At 60.7% G+C, this 26329-nt stretch carries 26 protein-coding genes and 3 pseudogenes; 14 read left to right on the forward strand and 15 right to left on the reverse strand.

Annotated elements, in window-relative coordinates; genetic code table 11:
- The first annotated feature begins 71 nt into the window (after nucleotides 1-71).
- Nucleotides 72-815: a 23S rRNA (guanosine(2251)-2'-O)-methyltransferase RlmB gene (gene rlmB / locus F3J20_RS12170; protein WP_167038645.1), complete on the forward strand. Its 744-nt coding sequence runs from the start codon at nucleotides 72-74 to the stop codon at nucleotides 813-815.
- A gap of 104 nt (nucleotides 816-919) precedes the next feature.
- Here the strand turns inward: rlmB and F3J20_RS12175 are convergent, their stop codons facing one another.
- The 4 genes and pseudogenes from F3J20_RS12175 to F3J20_RS12190 form a co-directional block, all read right to left on the reverse strand.
- Nucleotides 920-1234, reverse strand: coding sequence for a hypothetical protein (locus F3J20_RS12175; RefSeq protein WP_167283483.1), 315 nt, complete (start codon nucleotides 1232-1234; stop codon nucleotides 920-922).
- 241 nt (nucleotides 1235-1475) lie between these two features.
- Nucleotides 1476-1766, reverse strand: a complete 291-nt coding sequence (locus F3J20_RS12180) for a contact-dependent growth inhibition system immunity protein (RefSeq protein ID WP_167283484.1) — start codon at nucleotides 1764-1766, stop codon at nucleotides 1476-1478.
- Nucleotides 1767-1987: 221 nt separating this feature from the next.
- On the reverse strand, nucleotides 1988-2281 hold the full coding sequence (locus F3J20_RS12185) for a contact-dependent growth inhibition system immunity protein (protein WP_240162771.1): 294 nt from the start codon (nucleotides 2279-2281) through the stop codon (nucleotides 1988-1990).
- A pseudogene (locus tag F3J20_RS12190) lies at nucleotides 2282-3120 on the reverse strand (RNase A-like domain-containing protein).
- Nucleotides 3121-3331: 211 nt separating this feature from the next.
- Here F3J20_RS12190 and rpiA point away from each other — a divergent pair.
- Nucleotides 3332-4027 carry a ribose-5-phosphate isomerase RpiA gene (rpiA, locus tag F3J20_RS12195; protein ID WP_167283486.1) on the forward strand — a complete coding sequence of 232 codons (696 nt, stop codon included), beginning with the start codon at nucleotides 3332-3334 and terminating at the stop codon, nucleotides 4025-4027.
- Nucleotides 4028-5042: 1015 nt separating this feature from the next.
- Nucleotides 5043-5465, forward strand: a complete 423-nt coding sequence (locus tag F3J20_RS12200) for a transcriptional regulator (RefSeq protein ID WP_167038636.1) — start codon at nucleotides 5043-5045, stop codon at nucleotides 5463-5465.
- Between the two features lie 344 nt (nucleotides 5466-5809).
- Here the strand turns inward: F3J20_RS12200 and F3J20_RS12205 are convergent, their stop codons facing one another.
- The 4 genes from F3J20_RS12205 to F3J20_RS12220 form a co-directional block, all read right to left on the reverse strand.
- Complete coding sequence (locus tag F3J20_RS12205; RefSeq protein ID WP_167283487.1) at nucleotides 5810-7219, reverse strand: undecaprenyl-phosphate glucose phosphotransferase; 1410 nt, start codon at nucleotides 7217-7219, stop codon at nucleotides 5810-5812.
- A gap of 44 nt (nucleotides 7220-7263) precedes the next feature.
- Complete coding sequence (locus F3J20_RS12210; protein WP_064269966.1) at nucleotides 7264-7998, reverse strand: Crp/Fnr family transcriptional regulator; 735 nt, start codon at nucleotides 7996-7998, stop codon at nucleotides 7264-7266.
- Nucleotides 7999-9237: 1239 nt separating this feature from the next.
- Complete coding sequence (locus F3J20_RS12215; protein ID WP_167283488.1) at nucleotides 9238-10311, reverse strand: DUF1839 family protein; 1074 nt, start codon at nucleotides 10309-10311, stop codon at nucleotides 9238-9240.
- On the reverse strand, nucleotides 10308-10457 hold the full coding sequence (locus F3J20_RS12220) for a hypothetical protein (protein WP_167283489.1): 150 nt from the start codon (nucleotides 10455-10457) through the stop codon (nucleotides 10308-10310). Before F3J20_RS12220 ends, F3J20_RS12215 begins: the two co-directional genes overlap by 4 nt.
- A gap of 254 nt (nucleotides 10458-10711) precedes the next feature.
- Between F3J20_RS12220 and F3J20_RS12225 the strand changes: the two genes are divergently transcribed.
- From F3J20_RS12225 to F3J20_RS12235, 3 genes are all read left to right on the forward strand, one after another.
- Nucleotides 10712-11245: a GNAT family N-acetyltransferase gene (locus F3J20_RS12225; RefSeq protein ID WP_167038700.1), complete on the forward strand. Its 534-nt coding sequence runs from the start codon at nucleotides 10712-10714 to the stop codon at nucleotides 11243-11245.
- 718 nt (nucleotides 11246-11963) lie between these two features.
- Nucleotides 11964-12683, forward strand: coding sequence for an FCD domain-containing protein (locus F3J20_RS12230; RefSeq protein WP_167038630.1), 720 nt, complete (start codon nucleotides 11964-11966; stop codon nucleotides 12681-12683).
- A 199-nt stretch (nucleotides 12684-12882) separates the two neighbouring features.
- Complete coding sequence (locus tag F3J20_RS12235) at nucleotides 12883-13881, forward strand: Gfo/Idh/MocA family oxidoreductase (protein WP_167283511.1); 999 nt, start codon at nucleotides 12883-12885, stop codon at nucleotides 13879-13881.
- A gap of 115 nt (nucleotides 13882-13996) precedes the next feature.
- Here F3J20_RS12235 and F3J20_RS12240 read toward each other — a convergent pair whose 3' ends face one another.
- From F3J20_RS12240 to F3J20_RS12265, 6 genes are all read right to left on the reverse strand, one after another.
- Nucleotides 13997-14656 carry an amino acid ABC transporter permease gene (locus tag F3J20_RS12240; protein ID WP_167038628.1) on the reverse strand — a complete coding sequence of 220 codons (660 nt, stop codon included), beginning with the start codon at nucleotides 14654-14656 and terminating at the stop codon, nucleotides 13997-13999.
- Nucleotides 14657-14846: 190 nt separating this feature from the next.
- Nucleotides 14847-15641: a cystine ABC transporter substrate-binding protein gene (locus tag F3J20_RS12245; protein WP_167283490.1), complete on the reverse strand. Its 795-nt coding sequence runs from the start codon at nucleotides 15639-15641 to the stop codon at nucleotides 14847-14849.
- A 116-nt stretch (nucleotides 15642-15757) separates the two neighbouring features.
- On the reverse strand, nucleotides 15758-16780 hold the full coding sequence (locus tag F3J20_RS12250; protein ID WP_167283491.1) for a quinone-dependent dihydroorotate dehydrogenase: 1023 nt from the start codon (nucleotides 16778-16780) through the stop codon (nucleotides 15758-15760).
- A gap of 205 nt (nucleotides 16781-16985) precedes the next feature.
- A complete protein-coding gene (locus F3J20_RS12255) occupies nucleotides 16986-17807 on the reverse strand; it encodes an arginyltransferase (RefSeq protein ID WP_167283492.1) in 822 nt (273 codons plus the stop codon).
- 109 nt (nucleotides 17808-17916) lie between these two features.
- Nucleotides 17917-18654, reverse strand: coding sequence for a leucyl/phenylalanyl-tRNA--protein transferase (gene aat / locus F3J20_RS12260; RefSeq protein WP_167038620.1), 738 nt, complete (start codon nucleotides 18652-18654; stop codon nucleotides 17917-17919).
- 9 nt (nucleotides 18655-18663) lie between these two features.
- Nucleotides 18664-19209 (reverse strand): NUDIX hydrolase, encoded by a 546-nt coding sequence (locus tag F3J20_RS12265; RefSeq protein WP_167038618.1) that lies wholly within the window; start codon nucleotides 19207-19209, stop codon nucleotides 18664-18666.
- An 80-nt stretch (nucleotides 19210-19289) separates the two neighbouring features.
- On the opposite strand from F3J20_RS12265, the gene F3J20_RS12270 reads away from it, so the two are divergent.
- Nucleotides 19290-19829, forward strand: a complete 540-nt coding sequence (locus F3J20_RS12270) for a hypothetical protein (RefSeq protein ID WP_167283402.1) — start codon at nucleotides 19290-19292, stop codon at nucleotides 19827-19829.
- On the opposite strand, the pseudogene F3J20_RS12275 reads toward F3J20_RS12270, so the two are convergent.
- Nucleotides 19830-20461, reverse strand: a pseudogene (locus tag F3J20_RS12275) (IS5 family transposase); the annotation flags it as partial.
- A 447-nt stretch (nucleotides 20462-20908) separates the two neighbouring features.
- Here F3J20_RS12275 and F3J20_RS32555 point away from each other — a divergent pair.
- The 7 genes and pseudogenes from F3J20_RS32555 to F3J20_RS31845 form a co-directional block, all read left to right on the forward strand.
- Nucleotides 20909-22273 (forward strand): ESPR-type extended signal peptide-containing protein, encoded by a 1365-nt coding sequence (locus F3J20_RS32555; protein WP_167283493.1) that lies wholly within the window; start codon nucleotides 20909-20911, stop codon nucleotides 22271-22273.
- Between the two features lies 1 nt (nucleotide 22274).
- Nucleotides 22275-22739: a hypothetical protein gene (locus tag F3J20_RS12285; protein ID WP_167283494.1), complete on the forward strand. Its 465-nt coding sequence runs from the start codon at nucleotides 22275-22277 to the stop codon at nucleotides 22737-22739.
- Nucleotides 22740-22784: 45 nt separating this feature from the next.
- Complete coding sequence (locus F3J20_RS12290) at nucleotides 22785-23111, forward strand: colicin E5-related ribonuclease (RefSeq protein ID WP_167283495.1); 327 nt, start codon at nucleotides 22785-22787, stop codon at nucleotides 23109-23111.
- Nucleotides 23111-23440 carry a colicin immunity protein gene (locus F3J20_RS12295; protein ID WP_167283496.1) on the forward strand — a complete coding sequence of 110 codons (330 nt, stop codon included), beginning with the start codon at nucleotides 23111-23113 and terminating at the stop codon, nucleotides 23438-23440. The genes F3J20_RS12290 and F3J20_RS12295 overlap by 1 nt, the downstream gene beginning before the upstream one ends.
- 395 nt (nucleotides 23441-23835) lie before the next feature.
- Nucleotides 23836-24177: a hypothetical protein gene (locus F3J20_RS12300; protein WP_167283497.1), complete on the forward strand. Its 342-nt coding sequence runs from the start codon at nucleotides 23836-23838 to the stop codon at nucleotides 24175-24177.
- A 126-nt stretch (nucleotides 24178-24303) separates the two neighbouring features.
- Nucleotides 24304-26067 carry a ShlB/FhaC/HecB family hemolysin secretion/activation protein gene (locus F3J20_RS12305; RefSeq protein WP_167283498.1) on the forward strand — a complete coding sequence of 588 codons (1764 nt, stop codon included), beginning with the start codon at nucleotides 24304-24306 and terminating at the stop codon, nucleotides 26065-26067.
- Between the two features lie 61 nt (nucleotides 26068-26128).
- Nucleotides 26129-26329: pseudogene (locus F3J20_RS31845) on the forward strand (hypothetical protein); the annotation flags it as partial.

The raw sequence follows: 26329 nt of genomic DNA on the forward strand, positions 1-26329 counted from the left end.
GGCACGACACAGGTTTTTATCTTCATCACAGCGGCGCGTTTGACGCGCGCCCAATCAAAGGTTGTTCAGTCATGGCACGTCTCAAGGTTTTATATGGTTTCCACGCAGTGACCGCGCGTATCCGGCACGATGCGTCGACGGTCGAAGATGTCTATTACGACGCGACGCGCAAGGACCGTCGTATGACCGAGTTCCTGCATGCCGCGAAGGAAGCGGGCGTGCGCCTGATTGCCGCCGACGAAACGCGGCTGTGGGGGCTCGCGCATACCGAGCGCCACCAGGGCGTGGTCGCGCGCGCCGGCGATCTGCCGCTCGCGCAGAACCTTGCCGAACTGCTCGACGGCATCACCGGTTCGCCGCTGATCCTCGTGCTCGACGGCGTGACTGATCCGCACAATCTCGGCGCGTGCCTGCGTGTCGCCGACGCGGCCGGCGCACATGCGGTGATCGCGCCGCGCGATCGCGCGGTGGGCCTGAACGCCACCGCGGCGAAGGTCGCGAGCGGGGCGGCCGATACCGTGCCGTACATCACCGTGACGAATCTGGCGCGCGCGCTGCGCGAGCTGAAGGATGCGGGCGTGTGGGTGGTCGGTACGGCCGGCGAGGCAGAGAAGAGCGTCTACGAAACCGGACTCGACGGTCCGGTCGCGCTCGTGATGGGCGCCGAAGGCGAGGGCATGCGGCGTCTGACGCGCGAAACGTGTGACGTGATCATGCACATTCCGATGGCGGGGACGGTGGAGAGTCTGAATGTTTCGGTTGCCAGCGGCGTGTGTCTGTTCGAGGCGGTGCGGCAGAGAGCGGTGAAGAAGTAATTCCTGTTGGTCAATGGCTTCCGCCCGGAGCGCACTGGTGTTCCGGGCGGGTTGCTCGTGATGTAGCGAGAGATTCTGTTGATTGATGTGGGTAATGACGTATTCTAAATATCCAGATAACCTCGGGGGCCACTGCTCAGATATTGGATATTGGTTTTCCCTTTTTCTTTCAGGAAGGCGACTGCGTTTCTGAACAGTGGATTATTCATATCCTGTTCTTCTATTATTCGCCACAGATCTTCGCCTTCTGATTTCATTTTCAGAAAATGAGCGTTGAATGGTTCGTCCACGTAGGCTCTGGCTATATAGTGAACGTTTTCGTCGATAAACTCGTAAATGTCGTATTCGTAATAATAATCGTACATTTCATTTTCATCGGAGTCGCTGCTGTCGATGTGGCGTGCTGATATTACTTGCATGGATATGTTATTTGAAAAATATCTATTGTAAAAGATGATTTTTATTTGATGTAAAATGTTGCGTCATGGTGTAATGCCGCGTTAACGAGAAATTTTTAGATTGTGCTGCGTTATCCGATCCTTGTTACGCAGACTACACCATAGCCATCGGCCCTGCATACGCATCGTAGGCGATAATCCGGCGGCTCAGCTACTCCTTATTATCGCGTCAACTTGCCTGCCAAAGTGGCAGGCAAGTTGACTATTGGCTCAATAGCCACTTTAATTCGTTGAGAAAAGAAGTAGTTGTGTGACCCCAAAGTTTTGGATAAAAGCCATTGTTATAGTTTTTTTCAAAGGCTGAATCAAGATCCACTGGATGTTCATCCATGAATAAATTTATCTCTTTGATCATTTCGTAATGGTAATCTCGTGGGCTATCTCTCTTGTAGCATGAAATGATTTCCGGAATTGTATTTCCACATAAATCAAAATCCTGATTAAAATATGCTCCAAAGAGTTCATGCATCCGTGGATAGTGATCTGATAGCATGTTTTACCTTTGATCAATGCATGCGACCTGTCTTTCTCGGTTTATTTTGAAAAAGGAGACAATTTTCACAGTTTCACTCCGCAGGTCGGAATCCTAATCGAGATGCTTACTAAATAGAATCTGGGACTGCGGGTATGGTGTTTTGTCGATCATTTAATTGATTGCGCCCGGGTCATGCTAGTGTTTCCGGGCGGGTTGGGAGCGATATGATAAGCGACAGGTTACTCGTTCAAAAGCCGCTTTAATTCATCCAGAAAAGAAGCGGTTGTATGACCCCACAATGCCGGATCAAATTCCGTGCCATATTTAGTTTCAAATGTAGAATCAAGATCATTCGGGTGTTCGTCCATAAAATAATTTATTTCATTGATTAGTTCGTTATGGCGTTCTTGTGGATTATCTTTTTTATAGCAGGAAACAATTTCCGGGATTGTATTGCCAAACAAATCGAAGTCCTGACCGAAGTAGGCCCGAAAAACAAGGCTCATCTGTGAGTAGTGTTCCGAAGGCATCATTCACCTTTCATTGATGTAGGCAGTAAAAATGTAATATGGCATGCCATTGTAGACCTGGTATTTCAAAACGACGATCACCCTATTCATTGATGTCAGCTTCCCCGTCGATCTTGTTATTCCGTAACCAATTTCCCCCGGAACTGTTTTAACGAGATCGAGCGTCGAATTTCGAACTGCGGTCTTCGCCCAGGTTTGGATTCTTGTCGTATTGGCGCTTATAACTTCCGATATCGCCCATTCGGCTCGTTCCAGACTGGCAAAAGACGATACGACTTGCCGCCTTGGCTCAAGCTGCAGCCTTTCCCGCAACTGTGCCTCCGTTCTTTCAACGTGCTTCAGTATCGTATGCCCGCCAATCGAACTACCCATTTTCGCCTCATGCGCATGCAGATTAATACGCCCGATCGTAATCCGCGCCGCCCGCGCCGCCTTGATCGAACTGGCGAATCCGAACGGTACAGCGATATCGAGCGACAGACCGATCTGATTCGCTATGTCCGGGCGGGCTTTGAGCGTTTCGGCGAGTTTCGTCGCACTCTGCTGCGTTAGCGTGGCGATGTTCAGCCCCGTCAAAACCTGACGCAGTCCGGCCGCTGCGGTGTCCGAACCATGCACGCCGAACACGACGCAGCCGGCTTTGCCTGCCATCGTCGGCTCCGGCAGCACGCATGGCGTGCTCGCTCCGATCATTTCCACCACGCCGGCGGCGACCTGCAGGCCGCCCCAAAGCCGGTTGGAAAGCATCTCCGCGTGGCTGATCGACGCGCGGCCAGTATTGCGGCCAGTTGCGGCGCGCTGAGCACCACACGCACGCCATTCGAGCCATATTCTTGCGACATTCGAAAGTCCTCTGTCATTGAGTGGACCTGCGAAACTAGCAAGCGACAGGAGGATGCGGAATGGGCGGGGGATGATTCTGCGCTTCCGTTGCTTTTTATCATGGGCATCGACACAGCTTCGCTCGATGCGCGGCGCGCAAGTGGCCCAAACGGGTGCTCGCCGAGCCACTCCGGTAAACTAACGCTTTTTCACGCTTTTCCCGCCTCTCTCATGACTCAAGACGAACTCAAGCAACTGGTCGGCCAGGCCGCCGCCGATTACGTGAACGCCAACGTGCCGCAAGGCTCGGTGATCGGCGTCGGCACGGGCTCCACCGCGAACTGCTTCATCGACGCGCTGGCCGCCGTCAAATCCCGCTATCGCGGCGCGGTGTCGAGTTCGCTCGCCACGACCGAGCGCCTGCAATCGCATGGCTTCAAGGTGCTCGATCTCAACGAGATCGATTCGCTGCCCGTGTACGTCGACGGCGCCGACGAGATCGACCGCAGCGGCGCGATGATCAAGGGCGGCGGCGGCGCGCTCACGCGCGAGAAGATCGTCGCGTCGGTGTCGGACGTATTCGTTTGCATCGCCGATGCGAGCAAGCTCGTCGACACGCTCGGCAACTTCCCCTTGCCGATCGAAGTCGTGCCGATGGCGCGTACCGCGATCGGCCGTCGCGTGACGGCGCTCGGCGGCGTGCCGGTCGTGCGCGTAACGAAAGAGGGCGTGCCGTTCATCACCGACAACGGCAACGAGATCATCGACGTGAAGGGCTTGAGCATCAGCGATCCGCGTACGTTCGAAACACACATCAACGCATGGCCGGGCGTCGTTACGGTCGGCCTGTTCGCGGGCCGTGGCGCGAACCTGTGCCTGCTCGGCACCGACACCGGCGTGCAGACGATCACGTACGGCGAGAAGTAAGCGAAGCGTTTCTATTCGCTCCAACGCGTGTGAGCCGTTCAGCCGGCTCACACGCGTTTTTTATGGCTCTTCCGGAAAGGATCGGACGGGCAAATGAGCGGGTAAATAAACCTACAAATAAACCCGCAAATAAACCTGAAAATAAGCAGTCGAATCAATCAAGGCCCATCGGCTCCAGGCCGTGAACCGGCACTTTGAATTATTCGCGTACTGTCAGGCGTCGAATGTGGGCACCCGCACGCACAGCGATGAACGCGCCACCTACACTCTTTGCTAGTGACAGGTGGCGTTTTTGACAGGCAGGACGCGAGATGAGCGGCGATCGAGTGCAACCGGTTCGTCGCTCCCGGTGGTGCCAGGAAGAGACTCGACAGAATCATCGAGTGCCTTCTCGACACCGGCCTTCCCAGTCTCGCCGATTTTCTCGAAGATCGCGCACCGCTTGCCGGCAAACCTGTCACCACGTCGTCGATCTCGCGTCTGCTGTTTGCGCACAGATGCGATTGCGCCTGTCTGCCGTCGATGCTGTGCATTCGCCGATGCGCCACGCGCGTGAGAAGCGTGCCGGCCGCACATCGGTTTCGTCGTAACGCAGTGACTTCGCAATGAGTAGCAGTCAGCCGTTCGGACCGGCGTGTCTGGGCGGCTATTGATGTGCCGGTTCGTTTCGTGTGGTCTTGCACGCGGGGCGCGCATCGTCGATGTGCGCTTCACGCGCGGGATCATCCGCGGCGGACCCTTTAAGAGAGAGCATGGCTGGATTGCATCAGCCAGCATTGAGAGGCGCGCCGTGCGCGGTTGAAGTGGGATTCATCGGCGCCGGCATGCCTCGCGTGGCCATAACGACCTGAAGCAGACGGCTCGCCGGCAAGGACTCTGGGCTACTTCGCCGTATCGTTTTAGATGTAGACGGTACAGGGTGCGACGGCGATTCACTACAACAGGCAGTCGCCATTCGTTCGTCAGGTGCTGACGTATTGCGAATGCGATCTTGGACGAGGACGAATTTAAACTCATGAACGCCGATCGCCTAGCGGGATCTTTTCCCGACATTTCCGAGGCTTGGGCTGCGTTGCAGGCTCAGTTGCCGATCAAGCCGATTCACAGCGAAGAGGACTATCAGCAGATGCTGCAAGTCGCGAACTCGCTCGCCGAACGTCTGAACGGCACCGACAAGGACCCGCTCGTCGATCTGCATGCGATCGTGCGGGAGTTGATCCGCCACTGGGAAGCGCACAACGTGATGCTGCCGAAAGCGGAGCCGCGCGAGGTCCTGCGCCATCTGCTGGTCACGCACGGACTCAAGCAGAAGGACCTCGCCGGAATCGCGTCACCGACCGTCGTCAGCGACATTCTCGCGGGGCGGCGCGCGATCAGCAAAAAAGTCGCCAAGGCACTCGCGGTGCGTTTTCAGACCGACGTCAGCGCGTTTTTGTGAAAACGGCGCGGCGCCGGCCGTGGGCCGTGCGCTGCGTTGCAGGGCTGACCGGTGACCGCGGTTCGCGGAAGGTTCTGTCCCTACGCGCCAACGCGGGCGGCTCATGATCCAGCCGCCCGCGTTGGCGTTTGTACCTGCATGCATGCGCTTGCTTTCGCGCTTACCGCGGCGGCGCCGACTAAATTAAATGAATGCTCTGCGAAACAAAAGGCTGCGCCCCGATCGAGGCGCAGCCTTTTTTCTACTCCACATTCAAGCTTGAAGCATTCACCGCATGAATAGCCGGCGAATCGCCGACCCGAAGACGTGTACGCAAACGCGTGGCCGTTTCCGTATCGACTTGGTCAGAACGCATTGCGGCTGACAAAGCCCTTGAAGATCGTAATGAACACGATCTTCATGTCGAACCAGAACGACCAGTTGTGGATATAGAAGAGATCGAACTTCACGCGCGCTTCCATCTTCTCGACCTTGGTGGTCGCGCCGCGATAGCCGTTGACCTGAGCCCAGCCTGTGATGCCGGGCTTGATACGGTAACGGTGCATATAGCCGTACACCTGGTCTTTATAGAGGTCGTCGTGTTCGATCGCATGCGGACGCGGACCCACCACCGACATCTGTCCGAGCAGCACGTTGAGAAACTGCGGCAGCTCGTCGAGGCTCGTGCGGCGCATGAAGCTGCCGAGCCTCGTCACGCGCTTGTCGTTGCGGGTGGCCTGCGTCAGCTGGCCGTGCGCTTCCTTGTGCACGGTCATCGAGCGGAACTTGTAGATCGCGAACGGCCGGCCGTCCACGCCCTTGCGGACCTGGCGGAAGAACACCGGCCCGGGCGAGGTGAGCTTGATGCCGATCGCGAGCGCGAGGAACACCGGCGCGAGCATGAGCAGCGCGAGCGCCGCGAACAGGCGGTCGAACATCAGCTTGGGCCACATCTGCGGCGGCGAAAACGACGGCGCGCTCAGATTGAGTGTCGGCAATCCGGCGACGTCGACGAGCGCGTGATTGAACAGCGAGAGGCCGCGTACGTCGGGAATGAAGCGCAGGTTGACGAAGTCATGTCTGAACATGCGCGTGAAGCGATAGATCGTATGCTCTTCGGAAAGCGGCAACGCGAGCCATACTTCGCTCACGCGTTCGTCTCGCACCTTGTCGGCGAACAGGTTCAGATCGGTCAGCACCGGCAGGCGCTTCAGACGCGCACAAGACGCAGCGGCGTGCTCGACGTTCGTGGCAAGGCTGGTGTCGATGCTGGTATCGAACACGCAGACCGGCTTGAAGCCCGCCTGCGGCGCATGTTCGAGATGCGCGAGCAGCATGCGCGCGAAGCCGGGAGTCGCGACGATCGCGACCGTGCGCGTGTTCATGCCGCGGCGGCGCACGCTATGCAGCACCACGTGCATGATGCAGCGGGTCGCGATGATCAACGCGCCGGAAATCAGCGTCGCATAACCGAACCACAGGCGCGATACCGCGTCCATCCGATGCAGCGAAAACGCGAGCATGAGCGTGGTGGCGACCACCATGAACCAGGCGGCGGCGATTCTCCCGAGCACGGGAGTCAGCGCCTTGCCGCGCGATGTTTCATAGACGCCGAAGGCCGGAAACAGCAGCAGTACGAGTACGCAGCTGAAGGCGATCAGCAGACGCTCGGTATCGGGCAACGCGATCGGTGACGAAAAACGCATCCAGTGTGCGAGCAGGCCGCCGGCAATCACGAAGAGGGCGTCGAGGCATCGCGCGGTATTCCTGAACATAGATAACGATCCGGTAATCGAACGGTGCAACCCAGGTTCGATGTTTATTCCACGGTCTCGGCTTGACGCAGACGCGGCAGCAGACGATCGAATTCGCGCTTGACGAGCCCATAGCATTCGCAGGCGCGGGCCTCGAGACCCTTGCGGTCGAGTACCTTGATATGGCCGCGGCTATGGTGAATCAGGCCTTCGTCGTGCAGCTTGCCGGCCGCTTCGGTGATGCCCTCGCGGCGTACGCCGAGCATGTCGGCGATCAGTTGCTGCGTGACGGTCAGATCGTTCGAGGCGACGCGATCGACTTCGATCAGAAGCCACCGGCACAGCTGCTTGCTGAGCGCGTGATGGCGATTGCACGCGGCGGTCTGCGCGACCTGCGTGAGCAGCGCGTGCATATAGAGCAGCATCAGGCGGCGCAGAAAGTCGGAGCGCGCGAACTGCTGCTTGAGCGCCTGGGCGCTCATCCGGTAGGCGAAGCCCGCGCATTGCACCTGCACGCGGTTCGGCATCGTTTCGCCGCCGGTGAGCACCGGCACGCCGGTCATGCCTTCGCGGCCGACCGCGGCGATTTCGACGGAGCTGCCGTCTTCCATCGTCGAGAGCATCGAGATGATGGCGGTGGTGGGGAAGTACACGTGATGGATGCGTTGACCCGAGTCGCACAGTAACTGCTCGGTGCGCAGGTGAACCAGTTCGAGATGGGGAGCTAGCGCCTGCCATTCGTGCGACGGCAACGCACCCAGCAGATGGTTACCGTGCAAATCGGATTGAAGTGTCAACATGATCGGTCCTCGCATGAAAGTCGCGTCTCATGCGACTTTCTGTTTATTTGATCCGATTCCCACATCCCCGAAACATGCTGCCTGGCGAGCAGCGATGGATGCAGGATCGGCCCCGTATGTGGCCTTTGCGCCGCAGCCCTTCTTGTGGCTCTCGTTTGCGACGGCGCTTGTGTTGCGCTCACCTAATAGCGAGGACCGTGCCAACCTTAATGAAAGCTTATGCCGACGCGGTGCAACGAATCAGGACCTGTCTCCGCACGGGGGCAATGGATCGTTTTTGTTTCATTCATGTACACCCCCCTGGTTCGGAGGATGCATGGCATGAGAACTTTCAGTTTGGCTCAATCCCTTGATATGACTGGATTTCAGCGAATTGGCAGGGGGCTGCCCAGAGTGTCGCAAAATTGAACCTGGCGTCTCATGCACGTTTTAATGCTCGGTTGGTCTCGTGCAGGAAATGATTCAGAACTGTTAAATACGGTACATCGGCTCGCGCGCGCGGAGCCCTTTTTGAAGGGGGAAAAGTTGCGCGGCAACCAACAGTGGTTTGATGCACCCAACACCTGGCTGCGCGTGAAGCCGGGTTTTACGCGGTTCGTGAAGGTGCGCCAGCACCAGATGACAACTCGCTCTGGACGATGGCGGATAACGCATGGACCCCGCACACTTCACTCCGAATGCAGGGTTTGTTTCATCAGCTTTAAAGTCTGCGTTCGATGCATCTGCAACCATTTCGCGGTTGGTTGCCGGTTACGCGACGGAGAGCCTCGCAACGATACGCGGATGACTCGGCGCGAGATGAAGCCAGAGACGAAGCCAGTCGCGCGCGGGGAGCGCGGGCGGGGCAATGATATGAACGAAGTGCCGCGCTTCGATGCTGCGAAAACCGCTCGAACCCAAAGAGTGAGACGCGGCACGGTCGTCATCGAGTTGCAACGTCAGAGGATATAAAGTGGGCTCCCCGCATGTGCGGCCATTCGCGTTTCGCGTGCCGCACGCGCGGCTTGCCGGCTAGTGCATATGCATCGATCCATTGCAAGGACGAAACATGGCTGCGGTATCCGGGTGTCGGCGAGTGTCGCGCGACTTGCGACTGGCGGCGATGTTCAGGGAATGGACGAAACGTAACGTCGACGAAACAACGCCAATGCCGTGGTCGAGATGGCTCGTGAGGCCGAGCGTGTCGAATGCCTGCGGGGTGTGGGGGAGGTGCGCAGTGTGCGGTGCGAGGCCGGCAGGTCAACGCACCAGCGCGGCAAGCGGCGGCAGCGTCTTTTCATAAGCGCTTTCGAGCACGTCGAAGCAGTCCTCGCATGCGTCGCGACGTCCACGCGCGATCGCGCGGACGAGCCGGAACTGCATCACCATCGCCTCCGACGCAATGCGCTGCGCCGCGGCCGGAATCGTCGGTGGAATCTCGAAGCCTTGCGCGAACAGCCATAGCAGATGCTTCGAGAGACACTCGAAGTTCGCGCCGAGCTGGCGCATCAGATTGAACGCATAGAGGTCGAGGTAGGCCTCGCCGCGTTCGAACAGCGTGTCGAGATGCGCGGGAAACGCGGCACGCCATTGCGAAATCGGGTTGATAAGCGGACGCCGCTCCAGATGCGCGCACAGCAGTTCCGCCGAGGCTTCCGCGAGATCGATGCCTTCGAGTGCCGGCCGCGTCTGTTTCGCGAACTCGACGTAGGGGAACAGCAGACCGGCTTGCTCCGCGAAATGCGGCAGCTTGCGGAACACGCCGTCGTAATCCTCGCCTTCCAGCAGGTGATAGCCGGCGTTGTGGAAGTAACCGATGCGGCGCGCGGCGACGTCGACGAAGTCGATCCCGATCGTGGTCTTCGGATGCGGGCTGCGATGCGAGGACGCGCGCATATCGGGCAGGTAATGGCCGTCCACTTCGACGAGCACGGTATGGCCGCGCAACGTTTGCGCGAGCACGCGCGTTTCGAGCGAGTCGTAGATCGCGAGCTCACGCACCTGGGTGCCGTACAGACGTTCCAGATCGTCGAGCGGAAACTTGAAGCAGGTGAACTGATCGCCTTCGAAATCCTGCGTGACCGTAAACGCGAGGGCGGCGCGCGGCTCGAAGCCGAAGCCATGCAGCAGTTCGATCCATAGATCGGCGTAGCAGTTGGTTTCCTGCCATACACGTTCGCCCTGATGCAGCGCATGCGGCACATGCTGGCGCGATGGCGCGCCGCAGAGCGGCTGCGTGCCGGCGAGCCGAGGCGTGGATAGGCCGCCGGGCCGTCGCGGCAGCAGCGAGGTCGCCAGCGCGCTGGCGAGCGCGGGGGTCAGCAGGGGATTCATGCGCGGTCTCCGGCCGCGGTGCGCGTCGCCGGCATCGTGGACATCGCGCGCGTTTCGCTCGCGTTCCATCGCAAGACGCGTATATCGCCGGGCCATGCGTCGGCGTCGATCGGATGATTCGAGATGCGGGTCGTCGGTGTGTTCATGTGCGATGCGAAGCTGAGTGGAACCGCGAGAGGCGCGTCGGCCTGCTTGCGATGAAGGCCGCATCGTGATGCCGCGCTTCGTTAGGCGGCATTTAAGAATGATCAAAGTCCAGCGTCAGTGCGATGCCGTACGGAAACAGGCGTTTCACGCACGTAACGTGTCGCCATAACGAGGGGCAGTCCTGTCATGCCATGCCGTCGGGCGAGGCATGACACGTACTGTCCCGCTGAACCTGTTGACCGTCGAGGGCATGATGAACTGGAAAACGCTGGAATTCGATCAGCTGTCAGCACGTGAGTTATATGTTGTGCTGCGCGCGCGTAGCGCGGTGTTCGTCGTCGAGCAGTCGCATGTCTGTCTCGATGCGGACGGCCGCGACGAGCACGCGCTGCACGTCTTCGCAGCCGACGACATGACGCGGCCGATGCCGATCCTCGCTTATGCACGCGTGCATCCCGGCGATGCGGAAGATCCGGAGATCATGATCGACAAGGTACTGACGAGTCCGCTGCGGCGTGGTGACGGCACCGCCGAGCTGCTGATCGAGCGCGTGCTCGACGCGGTGGCCGAGCGCTGGCCCGGACGCGCCGCGCGCGTGAGCGCACCGGTCGGACTGCGCGGTTTTTACGAGCAGTTCGGTTTTCGCAAGACCGAAGGGCCGTACCTCGAACACGGCGTGCCGTTCATCGGACTCACGCGCCAGGTACACGGCAGTCAGCTGCGCTTCGGTCAGCGACGACGCGCCCGCGACGGCGAATCGTTCGTCGATACGTTCGAGTTGTTGTGATGCCGAGCATGCGAGTGAGGGCGTCGGGCGCGCGGTTGGGTCTGCCGCCACGTTGATCGGTGGCGACTGAGCGTGCTTATGCGGGTGTACCTGTTACGGAGATGCATCGGAATCCGTATCAATGCGCCGGGATGTCTCTATCGCCGGATGACGGTTGTCATGCCTGAAAGAGAACGCCTTGTACCCGTGCTGCGTGTCGACTATTCCGGTATCGGCGATGCGTCCGGCAACGCGTGAGCGTGACAACCCGGGAACACGAAACCGGCCGCCCGCGCGGCATGCCGGCGAGCCGGGTGGTGGGTCGAGTGGCACGCCGCTCAATTCGCGCGCGCATCGGCCACGCCATTCGGCCTTTCAACTTCCTTCGATACCGGTCGCAACCACGCCGGCGTTCAGTGCAACCGCAGCGCCACCAGGTCGCGTCCCCTTTCGTGAAAATCAGACAATTTCATCCGGCAACGTGCGTATTCGCACTATGCAAACTTCGCAATGCAGGCACGCTTGAGAGGCCAGTTTGGCGTTGATCGACAACACGCGCGTTGCAGGTACGAAACAAATCATCAGAGGGATAACCCTGTCAGGAAGTGTCCCACTGGCGCATCCGTTTCGAAGCTAGCAACGTATCGTTAAAAAATGTGAAATGCATAAAAACGATTTGTATGGGCCATTCAATCAACAGGCTACGCGGGGTTAACACCGCTTCGGGGAGATAGAGGTCATGGAACAGGCAAACAAGGATCGCTCGCTGGTGAGCAAAGTGATGGACGGGCTCGTCACCGGCATCGTCGAGGAGAAGTACGGCGCGATACTGCCGCCGCAGGACGTGCTCTCGAAGGAGTTCGACGTGAGCCGCACCGTGATGCGCGAGGCGCTCTCGATGCTGCTCGCGCGCGACATGCTGGACGTGCGGCCGAAGATCGGCACGCGCATCCGGCCCATGAGCGATTGGCGCATGATCGACGAGGACGTCGTGAACTGGCGTTTTCGCGCGAAGCCTGATCCGCTGTTTTTGCGCGACGTGATCGAGTTCCGCATTCTGATCGAGCCGCGCGCGGCGGCGCAGGCGGCCGCGCGCGGCGGTGCCGTCGACGTTGCGGCGATCCGCGAGGCGTTCGAGGCGTTTCGCCTGATTCGCCCCGGCGAGCCCGGTTATCAGGAAGCCGATGAGCTGTTCCACACGCGCATCGTGATCGCAAGCGGCAACCAGTTCTTCAAGCAGATGGCGGCGATCATTCGCGGTGCGCTGTCGACCGTCAATCCGATCATGCACGACAAGGACGATCTGGGCGAAACCGCGATCGCCTCCCATCGACGCGTGGTCGAGGCGATCGAGCGGCGCGATCCGAAAGAAGCGGAAATCGCCTCGCTCGCGATGATCGACTACACCGCCGAAGAGCTCAGCGGCCGGTTTTCGGCGGAGCCGTCGACGCGCGCGTGAGCGCAACGGCGCAGGCGAGGGCGAGGGCATCGCCGCGCGCGGCTGAGCGGTGTGCGCGGGAGCGTGCGGTAGACGGAGCGCATTTCGCGCACGGCAGGCATGGGCGACATGCGTTTCGTGCGCGACAATGACGGCTCTCCTGAACCGCACGGACCTTGAAGACACGATGACAGATGCAACGTTGGCAGCGCACGAGCCGATGCACGAAGCCACGCCCGCGGCGGACACGCCGCGCGTGATCCGGTGGGGAATCGTCGGCACCGGGCGCATTGCGCGCCGTTTCGCGCAGGGGCTCGGCTATGTGCCGCAGGCGCGGCTTGCCGCGCTGTGGTCGCGTCGCGCGGAACCGGCGCAGGCCTTCGCCGACGAATTCGGCGGCGCCGTCTACGCCAGTTTCGAGGCGCTGCTTGCGAGCGGCATCGACGCACTCTATATCGCGACGCATCAGGACAGCCACGCCGACTATGCGATCGCCGCGTTGCAGGCCGGTCTGCACGTGCTGTGCGAGAAGCCCGCCACGATCAACCGGCCGCAGCTCGAACGCGTGCTCGCGGTTGCGTATGCTTCGCAACGGCTCTTCATGGAAGCGATGAAGCCGCCGTTCTATCCACTCTACAGAAAGCTGCGCGAGCAGCTCGCGGCCGCGCCGATCGGCGAGGTCGGCTTCGTGCGCGCGGGCTGTTCGGTGCCGGGCGTGCCGGCCGATCATCCGTCGCTATCGTTCGAGCATGCAGGCGGCGCGCTGCTCGATATCGGCATCTACGAAATGTTTCTCGCGGTGGACTGGCTCGGCGCGCCACGCGGCGTGCAGACGTTCGGCCGGCTCGGTGCGAGCGGCGTCGATACGTTCGCGAGCCTCAACAGCGAGCACGAGCGCGGCATCGCGCAGCTGTTCTGCGGACTCGATCTGCACGGCAAGGGCGATGCGCTGCTGATGGCGCAGGGCGGCCATGTGACGCTGCACGAGCCGTGGTGGAATCCGTCGCGCGCGACGATCCGCTATGCCGATGGCCGCGTCGTCGAACTCGACGAGCCGTTCGAAGGCGGCGGGCTGAACTACGAGACTGTGCACTTCTGCGAGCTGATTCGCGCGGGACGGCTCGAAAGCCCGCTGATGCCGCACGCGACGTCGCTGCAGATGATCGCGATGGCCGATGCGGCGCGCGCGGCGCTCGGGGTGAAGTTCGCCGGGGAGTAAGGGGACGAACGAGGGGACGAACGAGTCGATGAATGGGCCGGCGTGCGAGCAGAAATACGAGCGGAAATACGAGCAGAAATCCGGGCCGGCCAGAGAGCCGCGGACCGCGCGGCGCTCAATGCCGCGTCGGCAGCGACAGACGCCGTTCGTACCAGCGCTGCGCCCATTCGAGCACCTGGCATAGCACCCAGTACACGGCCGCGGCGGCGAGATAAAGCGGCAGCGGCTGATAGGTCGACGCGATCATTTCCTGCGCGCTGCGCAGCAGTTCGGTCACGGTGATAACGGACACGAGCGAGGTGTCCTTGATGAGGCTGATCAGGCTGTTCGACAGACTCGGCACGGCGATGCGCAGTGCCTGCGGCGCGATCACGTAGCGCAGCGTCTGACGGCGCGACAGCCCGAGGCTATACGAGGCGAGCCATTGGCCCTGGTGGATGCCGAGAATCGCGCCGCGCATGCTTTCCGACAGATACGCGGCGACGTTCGCCGACAAGGCGATCACGCCGGCCGGGGTCGGATCGAGCGAGATGCCGAAGCTCGGCAGCCCGTAATAAATCACGAAGATCTGCACGAGCAGCGGCGTGCCGCGCATCACGCTCACATAGATGCGTGCGATCCAGTTCAGCGGCCGGCTGTGGCTGATGCCCATCAGCGCGAGCACGGCACCGCCGATCAGGCCGAAGATCATCGACAGGATCGCGAACTTGATCGTCAGCAAGGCACCCTGCGCGAGCACGGGCAGCGATTGGATCAGCAGGGAAGTGATGGACATGGGCGGTGTTCTTGGGGATGCGCAAAGCGCACATCATAAACTTTGGCGGGCGTGACGGCGCGGCTTGCGTGGTGCGGCTCGGGGTATACGCGACGCGCGGATCGGGTCCCGCACCGCGCTCGCCGCAAAAACGCGAAGGGCGGCATCGCCAACGATGCCGCCCTTCGTTTCACCATTTACGACGCGCGTGTTACTGGATCGGCTTGCTGACGTCGATGCCGAACCACTTGTCCGAGATCTTCGTGAAGGTGCCGTCCGCTTCGAGCTGGGTCATCGCGTCCTCGATCGCCTTGGCGAACTTCGGGTTGCCCTTTCTGAACGGAATGCCCGACGGGGGGGCGGTGCCGACGTTCGCGCCGGTGCGCAGCGGCAGTTGCGAGTTCTTCAGCAGGTACGCGAGCATCAGACGGTCGTTCAAGGCCGCGTCGAGCCGGCCGGCGGCCAGATCGCGCAGATACTCGGGCGCGCCCGGGTAGGTCTTCACGTCGATGCCCGGCACCGACTTCGCCATGTCCATGTAGTTCGTGCCGAGACCGACGCCGAGCTTCTTGCCCTTCAGGTCGTCGAGCGACTTGAACTGGCGCGTGTCGTCCTTGCGCTGGATCAGCTGCGCGGCCGAATACGTGTAGGCCGGCGAGAAGTCGAGCGCTTGCTTGCGCGCATCGGTGATGCCGACCTGGTTGACGATCACGTCGAACTTGCCCGCCTGCAGACCGGCGATGATGCCGCTCCACTCGGTCGTGACGAACTCCGGCTTCAGGCCGAGCTTCGCGGCGACGGCCCTGGCGATGTCAACGTCATAGCCGACCAGCTCGCCCGACGGCGCTTTCGAGTTGAACGGCGGGAAGGTGCCTTCGAGGCCGATGCGCAGCGTGCCGCGCTGCTTGACCTGGTCGAGCAGATCTTCCGCGTGCGCGGTGACGGCGGTCAACGACGTGCCGATCAGGGCGGCAACCAGCAGTTTTTTCAACAGGCCAAATTTCATTGGGTTCCTTTTTGTTCGTTTGGCATTGTGACGGCGGTGAGCATAACAAACAAAACTATCGAAGCAAAAATATCGTTTGTTTATGTCTATATTCCGGGGCGGTGCGCCGGCTGATTTCAGCGCAACGCCTGTGCGCATTCGGCGACGAGCGTCGGCCCCCGATAGATAAAACCGGTATAGAGCTGCACGAGCGACGCGCCGGCCGCGAGCTTCGCGCGCGCGTCCTCGCCCGAGAAAATGCCGCCGACGCCGATGATCGGCACCGTCTCGCCGACCTCGGCGCGCAGTTTGCGAATCACCTCGTTCGACGCGTCGAACACCGGCTTGCCCGACAGGCCGCCGGCTTCGTCGCCGTGCTGCAGGCCGGCGACCGCGGTGCGCGAGAGCGTCGTATTGGTCGCGATCACGCCTTCGAACCGGTGGCGCAGCAGGGTGCCGGCGATCGACTTGATCTGCTCGTCGTCGAGGTCCGGCGCGATTTTCAGCGCGAGCGGCACGAGCTTGCCGTGCAGGTCGGCGAGACGCTGCTGCTTGTCCTTGAGCGCGGCGAGCAGCGCGTCGAGTTCGTCGGCGCCTTGCAGCTGGCGCAGGTTCTTCGTATTCGGCGAGGAGATGTTGACCGTCACGTAGCTCGCGAACGGATATACGCGTTCGAGGCAGTAGAGATAGTCTTCGGCGGCGCGCTCGATCGGCGTGTCGGCGTTCTTGCCGATGTTCAGCCCGAGGATGCCGCGATAGCGCGCGGCCTGCACGTTCTGCACGAACTGGTCGACGCCGGCGTTGTTGAAGCCCATCCGGTTGATCACCGCGTTCGCCTGCGGCAGCCGGAATATGCGCGGGCGCGGATTGCCCGGCTGTGCGCGCGGCGTCACGGTGCCGATCTCGATGAAGCCGAAGCCGAGCGCGGCGAGGCCGTCGATGCATGCGCCGTCCTTGTCGAGCCCCGCCGCGAGCCCGACCGGGTTGCGGAACGTGAGGCCCATCACGGTGCGCGGCGCGTCCGGCACGCGCGGCGCGAGCGCGCTGGCGAGGCCGGTGCGGCCGATGGCGCCGAGCATGCGCAAGGTCAGATGATGGGCGTCTTCCGCGTCCATGCGAAAGAGCCGGGCGCGAACAAGCGGGTAAAGGGAGCTGAGCACGGGACGAGGCAGCCGGACGGCCGGAAAATGGGAACCCGTTATTTTACCGGCTTTGGGCTTCGATGAGACCGATTGGGGGCGTGATCGGGGCGTAGGAGGGCGCCGGAGCGTGGTGGACGCGGCATGCACATGGGCCGCGCCGGCGAGCGGGGCCGGCGTCGACAACGCGGTTTGCCTGCTCCGGGCCGTTGCTGTCAGGGAGCCGCTACGGCCGCAGCGGTCCGCGCCGGCCGTGCATCGCGAGATCGACCGGCGGCAGGTCGACACTGGTTGGATCGAGCACCCGCCAGGCGCCGTCGAGCAAACCTTCGAGCGGCCGGAAATTCGCCTTGTAGGCCATTTTCGGGCTCTCGCGAATCCAGTAGCCGAGGTACACGTAGGGCAGGTTCAGGCTGCGCGCCTGCTCGATCTGCCAGCAGATGTTGTAGGTGCCGAAGCTCGCGTGCGGCAGGCCGGGCTCGAAGAACGTGTACACCGACGAGAGCCCGTCGCCGAGAATGTCGATCATGCTGATCATGCGCAGCGTGCCCGGTGCGTCGGGGTGCTCCGGCGACGGTTCGCGAAATTCGACGAGCCGCGAGTTGATCCGGCTTTGCAGCAGGAACTGCTCGTACTGGTCGCGGCTGTCGCGGTCCATGCCGCCGCCCGCGTGGCGCGCCGACTGGTAGCGCATGTAGAGCGTGTAGTGCTCCTCGTCGTAGTGCAGCGGTGCGACGGTGGCGACCAGCTCGCCATGCTTTTTCCACACGCGGCGCTGCGTGCGGTTCGGCTGGAAACGCTCGACTGGCACGCGCACCGGCACGCAGGCGCGGCAGCCGTCGCAATAGGGGCGATAGGTGAAGACGCCCGAGCGCCGGAAGCCCGCTTTCACGAGTTCCGTATAGACGTCCGAATTGATGAGGTGACTGGGGGTGGCGACCTGCGAGCGGGCGATGCGGCCGTCCAGATAACTGCAGGGATAGGGCGCCGTTGCATAAAATTGCAGCGCTGAAAGCGGGGAAAGAGGCAGCTCGTTGGGATGAGTCACGTTGGCAGCTCTCGATGCGTCTCTGGTAATGCAAACCCGGCGCGCCTGGCGGTTCATGGCCCCGGTCCTGATGGGCGCGGGCGGCGGAGCGGATTCGGCCTGATTCTTCCTATGCGGCGCGCGCGAAGAGTTCGACCCATGCGGTCTTGTCGAAGCGCCACGGAATCGCCGGTGCGCCAACCGACGCGCGAACGTGCGCGACGAACGCCTTGCGCGCTATCTCGCGCCCGCCCAGCGACGCCAGATGCGATGTGTTCTGCTGGCAGTCTATCATTTCTACTTCGTGACGTCGCAGGTGCCCGACCAGCGCGGCCAGCGCCATTTTCGAGCCGTCGGTGACCTCGGTGTACATCGATTCGCCGAAGAACATGGTGCCGAACGACACGCCATACAGACCGCCCACGCGCCGGCCCTCGAACCAGGTTTCGATGCTGTGAGCATCGCCCATCCGATGCAGCGACGAATACGCCTCGACGACGTCGGCCGTGATCCAGGTGCCGCGCTGTCCGCGTCGCGGCGCTTGCGCGCAGGCGCGCATTACGGCGGCGAAATCGTGATCGACGCGGATTTCCCATGCATCGTCGCGCAGCACGCGCTTGAGCGTCTTGCGCAGCGACGGCGACAGCTTGAATTCGGCGGGGCGCAGGACCATGCGCGGATCGGGGCTCCACCACAACACGGGCTGGCCGTCCGAGTACCAGGGGAAGATGCCGCGCCGGTAAGCGTCGATAAGCCGCGACGGCAGCAGGTCGCCGCTCGCCGCGAGCAGTCCCGGCGCGCCGCTCGACGCGCCGAGCGCGCGCTCGACAGGCGGAAACGGATCGTCGACGCCGAGCCAGGGAACCATGTGCGCTCGTTAGCCTTCGCGCAGCGAGCGGAAGATGTCGCCCGTGTGCAGGCCGAAGCTGCCGGCCGTGCGGTCGGCGAAGAAGAAGCGCAGGGTCTGGCCGACGGTCGGAAAGGCGATCTCGTCCCACGGAATTTCGTGTTCCTCGAAGAGCTTCACTTCGAGGCTTTCCTCGCCGGCGGCGATGTCGAGATCGAGCAGGCGCGCCATGTAGAACAGATGCACCTGATGCACGTGCGGCACGTTCAGCAGCGAGAACAGGTTTTGCACCTCGACGCGCGCGCCGGCTTCCTCGAGCGTTTCGCGCGAGGCGGCCTCGGCGGTCGTCTCGCCCATTTCCATGAAGCCGGCGGGCAGCGTCCAGTAGCCGTAGCGCGGCTCGATCGCGCGACGGCACAGCAGCACCTTGTCGTCCCAGACCGGGACGGTGCCGACCACGTTACGCGGATTCTGATAGTGCACCGTGCCGCAACTGCCGCATACGAAGCGCTCGCGATTGTCGCCCGGCGGAATGCTCAGACTGACGCCGTGGCCGCAGACAGAACAGAATTTCATTGGAAAGGGGACGAGAAAGGGTGATAGGAGTTTATCACCGGGGCGCGGGATTATTGAGGCACGGACGCCGCGGGGGTGCCGTGCTTGCATCGCTTCAGGCATGGGATTGCCAGAAAAACAAAAAGTCTTGCAAGGCTCAGAACCTATACATACCGATGGATGCGCCCGGACGGTTCGATGGGCCGCTTTACCGTGGGCCGGTGGCCGGATATGAACCCGGCGAAGCACGCGAAGCAGCCCGCCGTGAGTCGGAACTACAGGACCGCAAAGGTGATTCCCTGACTACTGTTGCCGTGCGCAAGGTGAAGCGCTCGCAAGTCGCCAAGGCAACGCGCGGCATTCCGACCCTGCGCGGTTACCTCGAAGACACCTGCCTTGCCGAATTGCGCACGTCCTGCAAGACGGCCAATCACGGCGACGCCAACGTGCAAATCATCCTGCAATCGTTTCCCGATTTCCTCGATTTGCCGCTCGATCACCTCCCTGCCGCACCGCTCTACGGCGTAGCGCAGCGCATCGCGCAAGGCGGCAGCGTGACTGGCGTAGCGGTCGCGCATGGTGCGCTTTTCCGGGGACAGGTACGGCCGAAAACGACAAGGCCCGCGCTGCGCGGGCCTTGACACGCCACGGCGGGCGATACGGGCCGTGATGCCGCGCTGCCTCAGGTAACGACGGCAGCGTGCAAAGTCATAACCCTTGTCCGCATGCAGCTTGCCCGGGCGTTTGCGTGGCTGTCCGTTCAGGCCTGGCACCGCAGGAATGGCATCAAGCGTGGGCTCGAATGCCATCGAATCGTGCCGGTTAGCACCCGTGACCGTGATGGCCAACGGAATGCCGCGCGCATCTACGACGATGTGCCGTTTCGACCCGAGCTTGCCCCGGTCTGTCGGGTTAGGGCCGGTTTCCTGGCCCCCCGGGGGCTGGAAACACTGGCGGCATCAAGACTTGCCCGTTCCCAATCAATCTGGTCATGCTCACGCAATCGGCAAAGCATCGCCAGATGCAGTTTCTCCCACACGCCTACGGCTTGCCAGTCGCGTAGCCTTCGCCAGCAGGTCATCCCGCTGCCGAAGCCCAGTTCTTTCGGTAGGTATTCCCATGGAATGCCTGTTTGCAGGACAGACAGGATGCCGTTCAATGCTGCGCGGTCATCCACCGTCCGGCGGCGTCCGCCTTTGGGCGACGGCGTGAACACTGGAATCAACGGCTCCAGAGCCGCCCACAACTCGTTACTGATTTTTCGTCTTGCCATCTCGCCAGGATATGGCGTCCATCGCTTGATGTCCAGGTTGTGTTAGCGACTCTAATGCGGGCAAAGCCGCCGCGAAGCTCAATGCGTTGAAACATGGCATGTGCTCGACGTACTGGCGCGAGGAGCGGCGGCGGGTGCATGCACTGCTACGCGAGTGCCGGGATCGGTGTACGCGGTCATGGTGACACGTCTGGGTACATCGTAACCAGACGGCCGGTTTCAACACCTTTCGTCGATGAACTGCTGGTGTCCGTTTTAACTGCCCGTCCCGCGCGGGCTTTTTATTTCAGCATAAAACATATCCGTCTGAAATAAGATAAATCCTAATTCGTTATTCACGATGTATTAATGCGAAATTTGACGGTTATTCACCTTTTTATTCTGGATTTAAAACCCGTCAGTCATTAGTTTACGAGCCCTGATTGCTTCGTAACGTGAATTGGCAAAGTGAATAAAGATAGTTATCGGCTGGTATTCAGCCATCTGGGAAACATGCTCGTTGCCGTTGCGGAGACCGCCACGGCAACAGGGAAGGAAGCCGGACAGACCCCAGTTTGCAGTCACGGTATGGGTGCGGGCACGATCAATATCACGGATGGCGCGAAGCAGACGCAGGACGTAGCGGGTCTGAGCCGGGATACGACCGACACCAACGGTACGGTGTCGAAGACGCCGGATGTGAATGCGCTGCTCGCGCAGCAGGCCGATCTGATGAACGCAGCGCAGGCGGCGGGTCAGGTCATGGCGCAAGGTATCGGTGCGTATGCGGATATGAAGCGCGACGCTGCGGCTAATGCGGTCGAAGCGGCAGCCAACAGCAATGATCCGCAGGCTTTGGCAGCCGCGCTGGCCGACTACGCGAACTGGCGTGAAGGTGGTGACTCGCGTGCTGCGCTTCAGGCGGGAGGCGGAGCGGTAATCGGCGGCCTGGGCGGCGGCGTATTCGGTGCGTTCGGTGGCGCAGCAGGCGCAGCGATTTCTTCGAAGCTCGCGGACCAGACGAAGGCGGCGGCAGACGCTGTATCCGACGCGACCGGTTCGTCGCTGATCGGCAACATTAGCGGGAATATCCTATCGGGTCTGGCGGGCGGCCTGGTTGGTGGCAGCGCGGGTGCTGCGATGGCGTCAGGGGTGAACCTGTATAACCAGTCGATGGACACGGAAGCGGCGGCAAAGGACGCACGCGTGAAGGGCATCGTCGCGCAGGCGCTTGGCAGCCCGCCTGACCTCGACTCGTTTTCCGTTAGTACGCTGATTGACCAGTTCGTCGGACAGGTGAAGTCAGGCGCACAGGCCAGGATGTCCGAGTCGCCAATCGACCTGCTGGCACAGGGCGTCGCAAACGGGCTGAATGCCGTGGTGGGCACGGGCGGCGGCAAGCCCCCTGCGGCGAGTCCGGGGGTTGTGCTGGCGGACTCTGTGGCTGGACAGGCAATGAATGCGGTGCCGGGAACTCCGGGGTATGGGCCGAGCACGGCGACGCTGAATAGCGGGAACGACGCAAACTCCGAAAGCGCCGGTGATAGTTCAGGGTCAAGCGGCAAGTCAAGAAACAAGCCGCCCGCTCCGTTGCCGGAAGCAGATGGTTTGCCGCATACAATCATAGAGCGCCCAGGACCCGACGGGCAGTACACCACGTACAACAGCGATGGGACTTCGCTGCAATATCGCGGATCTGGGCAAGATCATGGAGGAATCCCACGTCCCAACGTTAAGGAAACAAGTGCAAATGTAGCGCCGGATGGAACAGTCTTTGTGGGGAAAGGCGTGGTTCGGCCTGCTACACCGAATGAAATCCCAAGGGGTAAGTGAAATGACTATTGAAAACTGGAAATACGACGATTTCGTCAAGGCAAACGGCGGCAAATTCTCGGCTTTAGACTTCATACATGCTGTCTCTGCAAAGGTCGCGTTGCCTTGGGATTTTGCGCTCTGTATGGGTCATTTGTTTGCTCCACAAATGGTCATGTTCGATGGCGTTGTCGTGATCGTCGAATGGTTCGATGGCGAAAGATACCAGGAGTATCGAAACAACGGGATGCACCCGGAGCAGGCTCAGGCATGGACAAATATGGTTGAGTTAACTGATATTTTTCAAGGAATTTCATTCGAAAAGGCAAAAGAACTCGCAGTGTTCATCGCAGCGTTGTGGAGTGAAAGAATCAGCCAGATTTTTCCTGACGAAGCGACTAGAGCAAGCGTTATTTCGGATGAAGGTTTGAACGAAGTCTTTGTCACAATTGGACGATTCTCTGATACACCGCTTACATCGGGATGAAGCGCTGTTGGTTGGGGGTGGTCGGGGTATGGGCCTGCTAATGCGATGTTGAACAGCGGGAATCAAGATAGCAATGGGAAAGCACAGACTCCTATCATTGACAACAAGATCGGGGCGCAACTGCCAGAGAGAGGATGGACCACGCAGGACATTCAGAATGCAATAAATGATGGCCCTACGGGCACAGCTTTCGACCAGCGCTCGACATCGAAAACACCAGTTGGGTTACCTGGGAACGACACTGCGACGGTATATGGATCGAAAGATGGATATGTTGTCGTGAACGATAGAACTGGGGAAGTCGTTCAGGTCAGTGACAAGACCGATCCGGGATGGATCGTTGACAGCCGAATTCAATGGAAGGGCAAATAATGAGTATTGATAGAACGAAGCGTTATGTCGATGCAAGCGACTACTTTTCGCACAACGGAAGTATTGTCATGAAGCTTTCAACTGAAGCAGCAATTGCTGTCTGTGCCGAGGCCTCGAAACGTGGGTTTGTAGTATCACGCATAGAGGGTGGGATATGGCATAACCCTGGGTTCGAGGCACGCATCGATTGTATTTGGGACGGTGCGGAACCACCGATTGATCAGGACAGGGCGCATGTGAACAACCTCACCGCGATTGAATTTATCCACTCAGAATCAGCCGAACATGACACGTTCATAATCACAGCGCCATCGATAGCCGGGTGGTAATCGGGGGGATGGGGCGGGCAATGCGACGCTCAATAGTGGGAACAAGGACGAAACCGTAGATAGCCCTGTCTATATTATGTCCCCGGACTTCATGGCGTCGAAGAGCTTTCAGATGTTCCGAGACCCTCCTTCGGGCACGGATTCGGAATGGCTCTTTACCACAGGAGGGAACGTTTCTAGCGAAGGCCGTTTGGCCTCACTGTTCGAAATTGCGAGCAACCGCCCAGAAGTCATTCCATTTCTGGCATTGCCTGCTGCGTCGTCGGTCGTTCTGAAAGATGGTCTAGTCAAAATCAGTCACGGCAATTGGAAAGTCCGTGCAGATTCAAGCGAACTTTTGAGTCGACTCCCAACTAGCGACCTTATCAGTTGAAACCAGCTGGAAGAAAGGGGTCATGGCTGCACAGCAGCTTCACATTTCCACGATGCCGCATTGTTGCGGAAATATCATGCATCGAGAATTTCGCCGTCCCCCAGTAGAGCCGCGCCGTTCCACGTGGCCCTACCGCTTCGCCGAAATGTTCTTCGGTACGATCGCGAAGGCGACGATGGTCATCGCTGTTTTGCTTCTTGTCGCTCTCGAACTTTTCAGTGTCGGTACAGGCGGAGACATAGGCGACCTTCCGACAACTCGCAGAGGCTGGCGAAATCTATTGCTCGTTATGCTGACGATTCTCATCGTTGCTGCGCTTGGTATTTATTTCTTTGCCCCCACGGCGAGTCACCCACATCGCTGAGACGATCGGGCAGTGCTGTGGGCAAGTTTGAAGGCGCGAATGCGTATCGCTTCAACCGGCAACTGCGCGCCATTGGCGAATGTCCGCTGCACCCGCATATTGATCAGAATCAGGAATTGAAGAACAATGAAAATCAGCAAGAGGCTATCGCTTCTGTCGTTGATAGCCTCTGCCTCGCTCGCGGGGCCGGCTGTCCACGCACAACAGGCCCCGACGCCTGCGGATACCGCAGCAGCGGCACGCGCCAGTGCCGGGCAGAACCAGCAGGTCGAGCAGCAACGCAATGCGCAGGAACGCGAAGCGACGGTTAATGCACCTTCGGTGCGCTCAACCGTCGAGCGCACCTTGGGGTGGCCTGATCTGCCGGCTGAAAAGCCGTGCTTCCGCATTGACTCGTTCGTGCTCGATGTACCTGCGACACTGCCCGACGCAGTAAGCAACCAAGGCGCATCCGCATTGCCGCTCGACCGCTTCGCCTTCGCGCGCGAATGGCTCGACCACTACACGGGGCAATGCGTAGGCAAGGCCGGACTCGACACGCTCACGAAGGGACTGCAACAGGTCATCCTGAGCCGGGGCTACATCACCACGCGCGTACTGCTGCCCGAACAGGACCTGTCAACCGGGACGCTGAAGTTCGCGCTGGTGCCGGGTGTCATCGGCAAGGTCCGCTTTGCCGATCCCGCCATGCGCGGCACGTGGAAGACGGCCTTCCCGACCCGCGATGGCAACGTGCTGAACCTGCGCGACCTCGAACAGGGACTCGAACAGATGAAGCGCGTCGGCAGCCAGGACGTGTCCATGCAGATCGTGCCGACCGACGTACCCGGCGAAAGTGACGTGGTGCTTGACGTGAAGCGTAGTAAGCCGTGGACCGTGGTCGCGTCGGTCGACAACTCGGGCACGCGTGCGACTGGCAAGCTCCAGGGCAACCTGAGCCTGGGTATCGACAACCCGCTCGGGCTGAGCGATATCTTTAACATCGGCGTCAGCCAGGACCTGGAATTCAGCGACAGGCGCCTCGGCTCGCACGGCTGGAACGGCTTCTATACCGTTCCATGGGGCTACTGGACCGGCACGCTGTCGGCCTATACGAACACGTACTATCAGCAGATCGCGGGCGTCAACACGACTTTCGTGTCAAGCGGCAATTCGCAGACGGTCGATTTCAAACTGGCGCGTGTCCTCATGCGCAGCCAGAACAATGTGCTCGGCGTGCAGTTCCGGATGACGAAGCGCTTCGGCGAGAGCTTCATCGAGGATGCCGATATTCCGCAGCAGCATCGCAACAATACCTTCATCGAAGCCGCGCTGACCGATCGCCATTACTTCGGCGCATCTCAGTTCGATGGCAGTCTCGCTTACCGTCAGGGGATCGGCGGACTTGGCGCAACGCCGGACTATTACCCTGATGGCCCGACTTACCGCTTTCACATGGCCCTGCTCGACGCGAACCTGTCGGTGCCGTTCCAGATCGCGAACCAGCCGCTACGCTACGTCACAACCGTTCACGGTCAGTTCACCAACAACACGCTCAACTATATCGATGACCTGACCATTGGCAGCCGCTACACGGTGCGCGGCTTCGACGGCGAAACGATGCTGGCCGCCGAGCGTGGTTTCTTCTGGCGCAACGAGCTTCAGATGCCGATCGGCTCGACGGGCCAGTCGGTATATGCAGGTATCGATTACGGCCATGTGTTCGGGCCGAACGCCGCGTTTCTTGCCGGTACACAACTGGCGGGTGCGGTGATCGGTGTGCGTGGCGGTACATCGGCAAAGGTCGGCGCATTCGCCTATGACCTCTTTGCAGGTACGCCCATCTACAAGCCGTCGGGTTTTCCGACTGCGCGGGTGACACTGGGTTTTCAGGCGACGATGCAGTTCTGACGCCAGAGTCATAAAACGTAGCGGGCTGCGTAATTTCCGATCACGACGACGGACTTCGACCATGACGACTTCATCCACTCCACGTACCGGCTCACGGCCCGGTGACGCGACCCGGTTTCAACGTCTGGCGCAGGCGGCTGCCGCCAGCGGCATGACGCTGCTGGCTACGCAGTGGGCCGGCGGAAAAGCGGTGTACCCGGTCATCTGCCGGAACGGGCATCGTTTTACACGACATGGCTCGCGTCTGCTGAAGGGCAACACG

It is taken from the genome of Paraburkholderia sp. Cy-641, from assembly GCF_011752945.1.
Lineage (GTDB): Bacteria > Pseudomonadota > Gammaproteobacteria > Burkholderiales > Burkholderiaceae > Paraburkholderia.

Bases quoted from the DNA above. Each gene is read 5' to 3' on its own strand.
- F3J20_RS12175 (WP_167283483.1), bottom strand. From the start codon at position 1,234: ATGCAAGTAATATCAGCACGCCACATCGACAGCAGCGACTCCGATGAA.
- F3J20_RS12185 (WP_240162771.1), bottom strand. From the start codon at position 2,281: ATGATGCCTTCGGAACACTACTCACAGATGAGCCTTGTTTTTCGGGCC.
- F3J20_RS12235 (WP_167283511.1), top strand. From the start codon at position 12,883: ATGCACGAAGCCACGCCCGCGGCGGACACGCCGCGCGTGATCCGGTGG.
- F3J20_RS12225 (WP_167038700.1), top strand. From the start codon at position 10,712: ATGAACTGGAAAACGCTGGAATTCGATCAGCTGTCAGCACGTGAGTTA.
- rlmB (WP_167038645.1), top strand. From the start codon at position 72: ATGGCACGTCTCAAGGTTTTATATGGTTTCCACGCAGTGACCGCGCGT.
- F3J20_RS12210 (WP_064269966.1), bottom strand. From the start codon at position 7,998: ATGTTGACACTTCAATCCGATTTGCACGGTAACCATCTGCTGGGTGCG.
- F3J20_RS12305 (WP_167283498.1), top strand. From the start codon at position 24,304: ATGAAAATCAGCAAGAGGCTATCGCTTCTGTCGTTGATAGCCTCTGCC.
- F3J20_RS12230 (WP_167038630.1), top strand. From the start codon at position 11,964: ATGGAACAGGCAAACAAGGATCGCTCGCTGGTGAGCAAAGTGATGGAC.
- F3J20_RS12285 (WP_167283494.1), top strand. From the start codon at position 22,275: ATGACTATTGAAAACTGGAAATACGACGATTTCGTCAAGGCAAACGGC.
- F3J20_RS12240 (WP_167038628.1), bottom strand. From the start codon at position 14,656: ATGTCCATCACTTCCCTGCTGATCCAATCGCTGCCCGTGCTCGCGCAG.
- F3J20_RS12205 (WP_167283487.1), bottom strand. From the start codon at position 7,219: ATGTTCAGGAATACCGCGCGATGCCTCGACGCCCTCTTCGTGATTGCC.
- F3J20_RS12245 (WP_167283490.1), bottom strand. From the start codon at position 15,641: ATGAAATTTGGCCTGTTGAAAAAACTGCTGGTTGCCGCCCTGATCGGC.
- F3J20_RS12290 (WP_167283495.1), top strand. From the start codon at position 22,785: ATGTTGAACAGCGGGAATCAAGATAGCAATGGGAAAGCACAGACTCCT.
- F3J20_RS12220 (WP_167283489.1), bottom strand. From the start codon at position 10,457: ATGAACACACCGACGACCCGCATCTCGAATCATCCGATCGACGCCGAC.
- rpiA (WP_167283486.1), top strand. From the start codon at position 3,332: ATGACTCAAGACGAACTCAAGCAACTGGTCGGCCAGGCCGCCGCCGAT.
- F3J20_RS12200 (WP_167038636.1), top strand. From the start codon at position 5,043: ATGAACGCCGATCGCCTAGCGGGATCTTTTCCCGACATTTCCGAGGCT.
- F3J20_RS12180 (WP_167283484.1), bottom strand. From the start codon at position 1,766: ATGCTATCAGATCACTATCCACGGATGCATGAACTCTTTGGAGCATAT.
- F3J20_RS12295 (WP_167283496.1), top strand. From the start codon at position 23,111: ATGAGTATTGATAGAACGAAGCGTTATGTCGATGCAAGCGACTACTTT.
- F3J20_RS12300 (WP_167283497.1), top strand. From the start codon at position 23,836: ATGGCTGCACAGCAGCTTCACATTTCCACGATGCCGCATTGTTGCGGA.
- F3J20_RS12265 (WP_167038618.1), bottom strand. From the start codon at position 19,209: ATGAAATTCTGTTCTGTCTGCGGCCACGGCGTCAGTCTGAGCATTCCG.
- F3J20_RS12215 (WP_167283488.1), bottom strand. From the start codon at position 10,311: ATGAATCCCCTGCTGACCCCCGCGCTCGCCAGCGCGCTGGCGACCTCG.
- aat (WP_167038620.1), bottom strand. From the start codon at position 18,654: ATGGTTCCCTGGCTCGGCGTCGACGATCCGTTTCCGCCTGTCGAGCGC.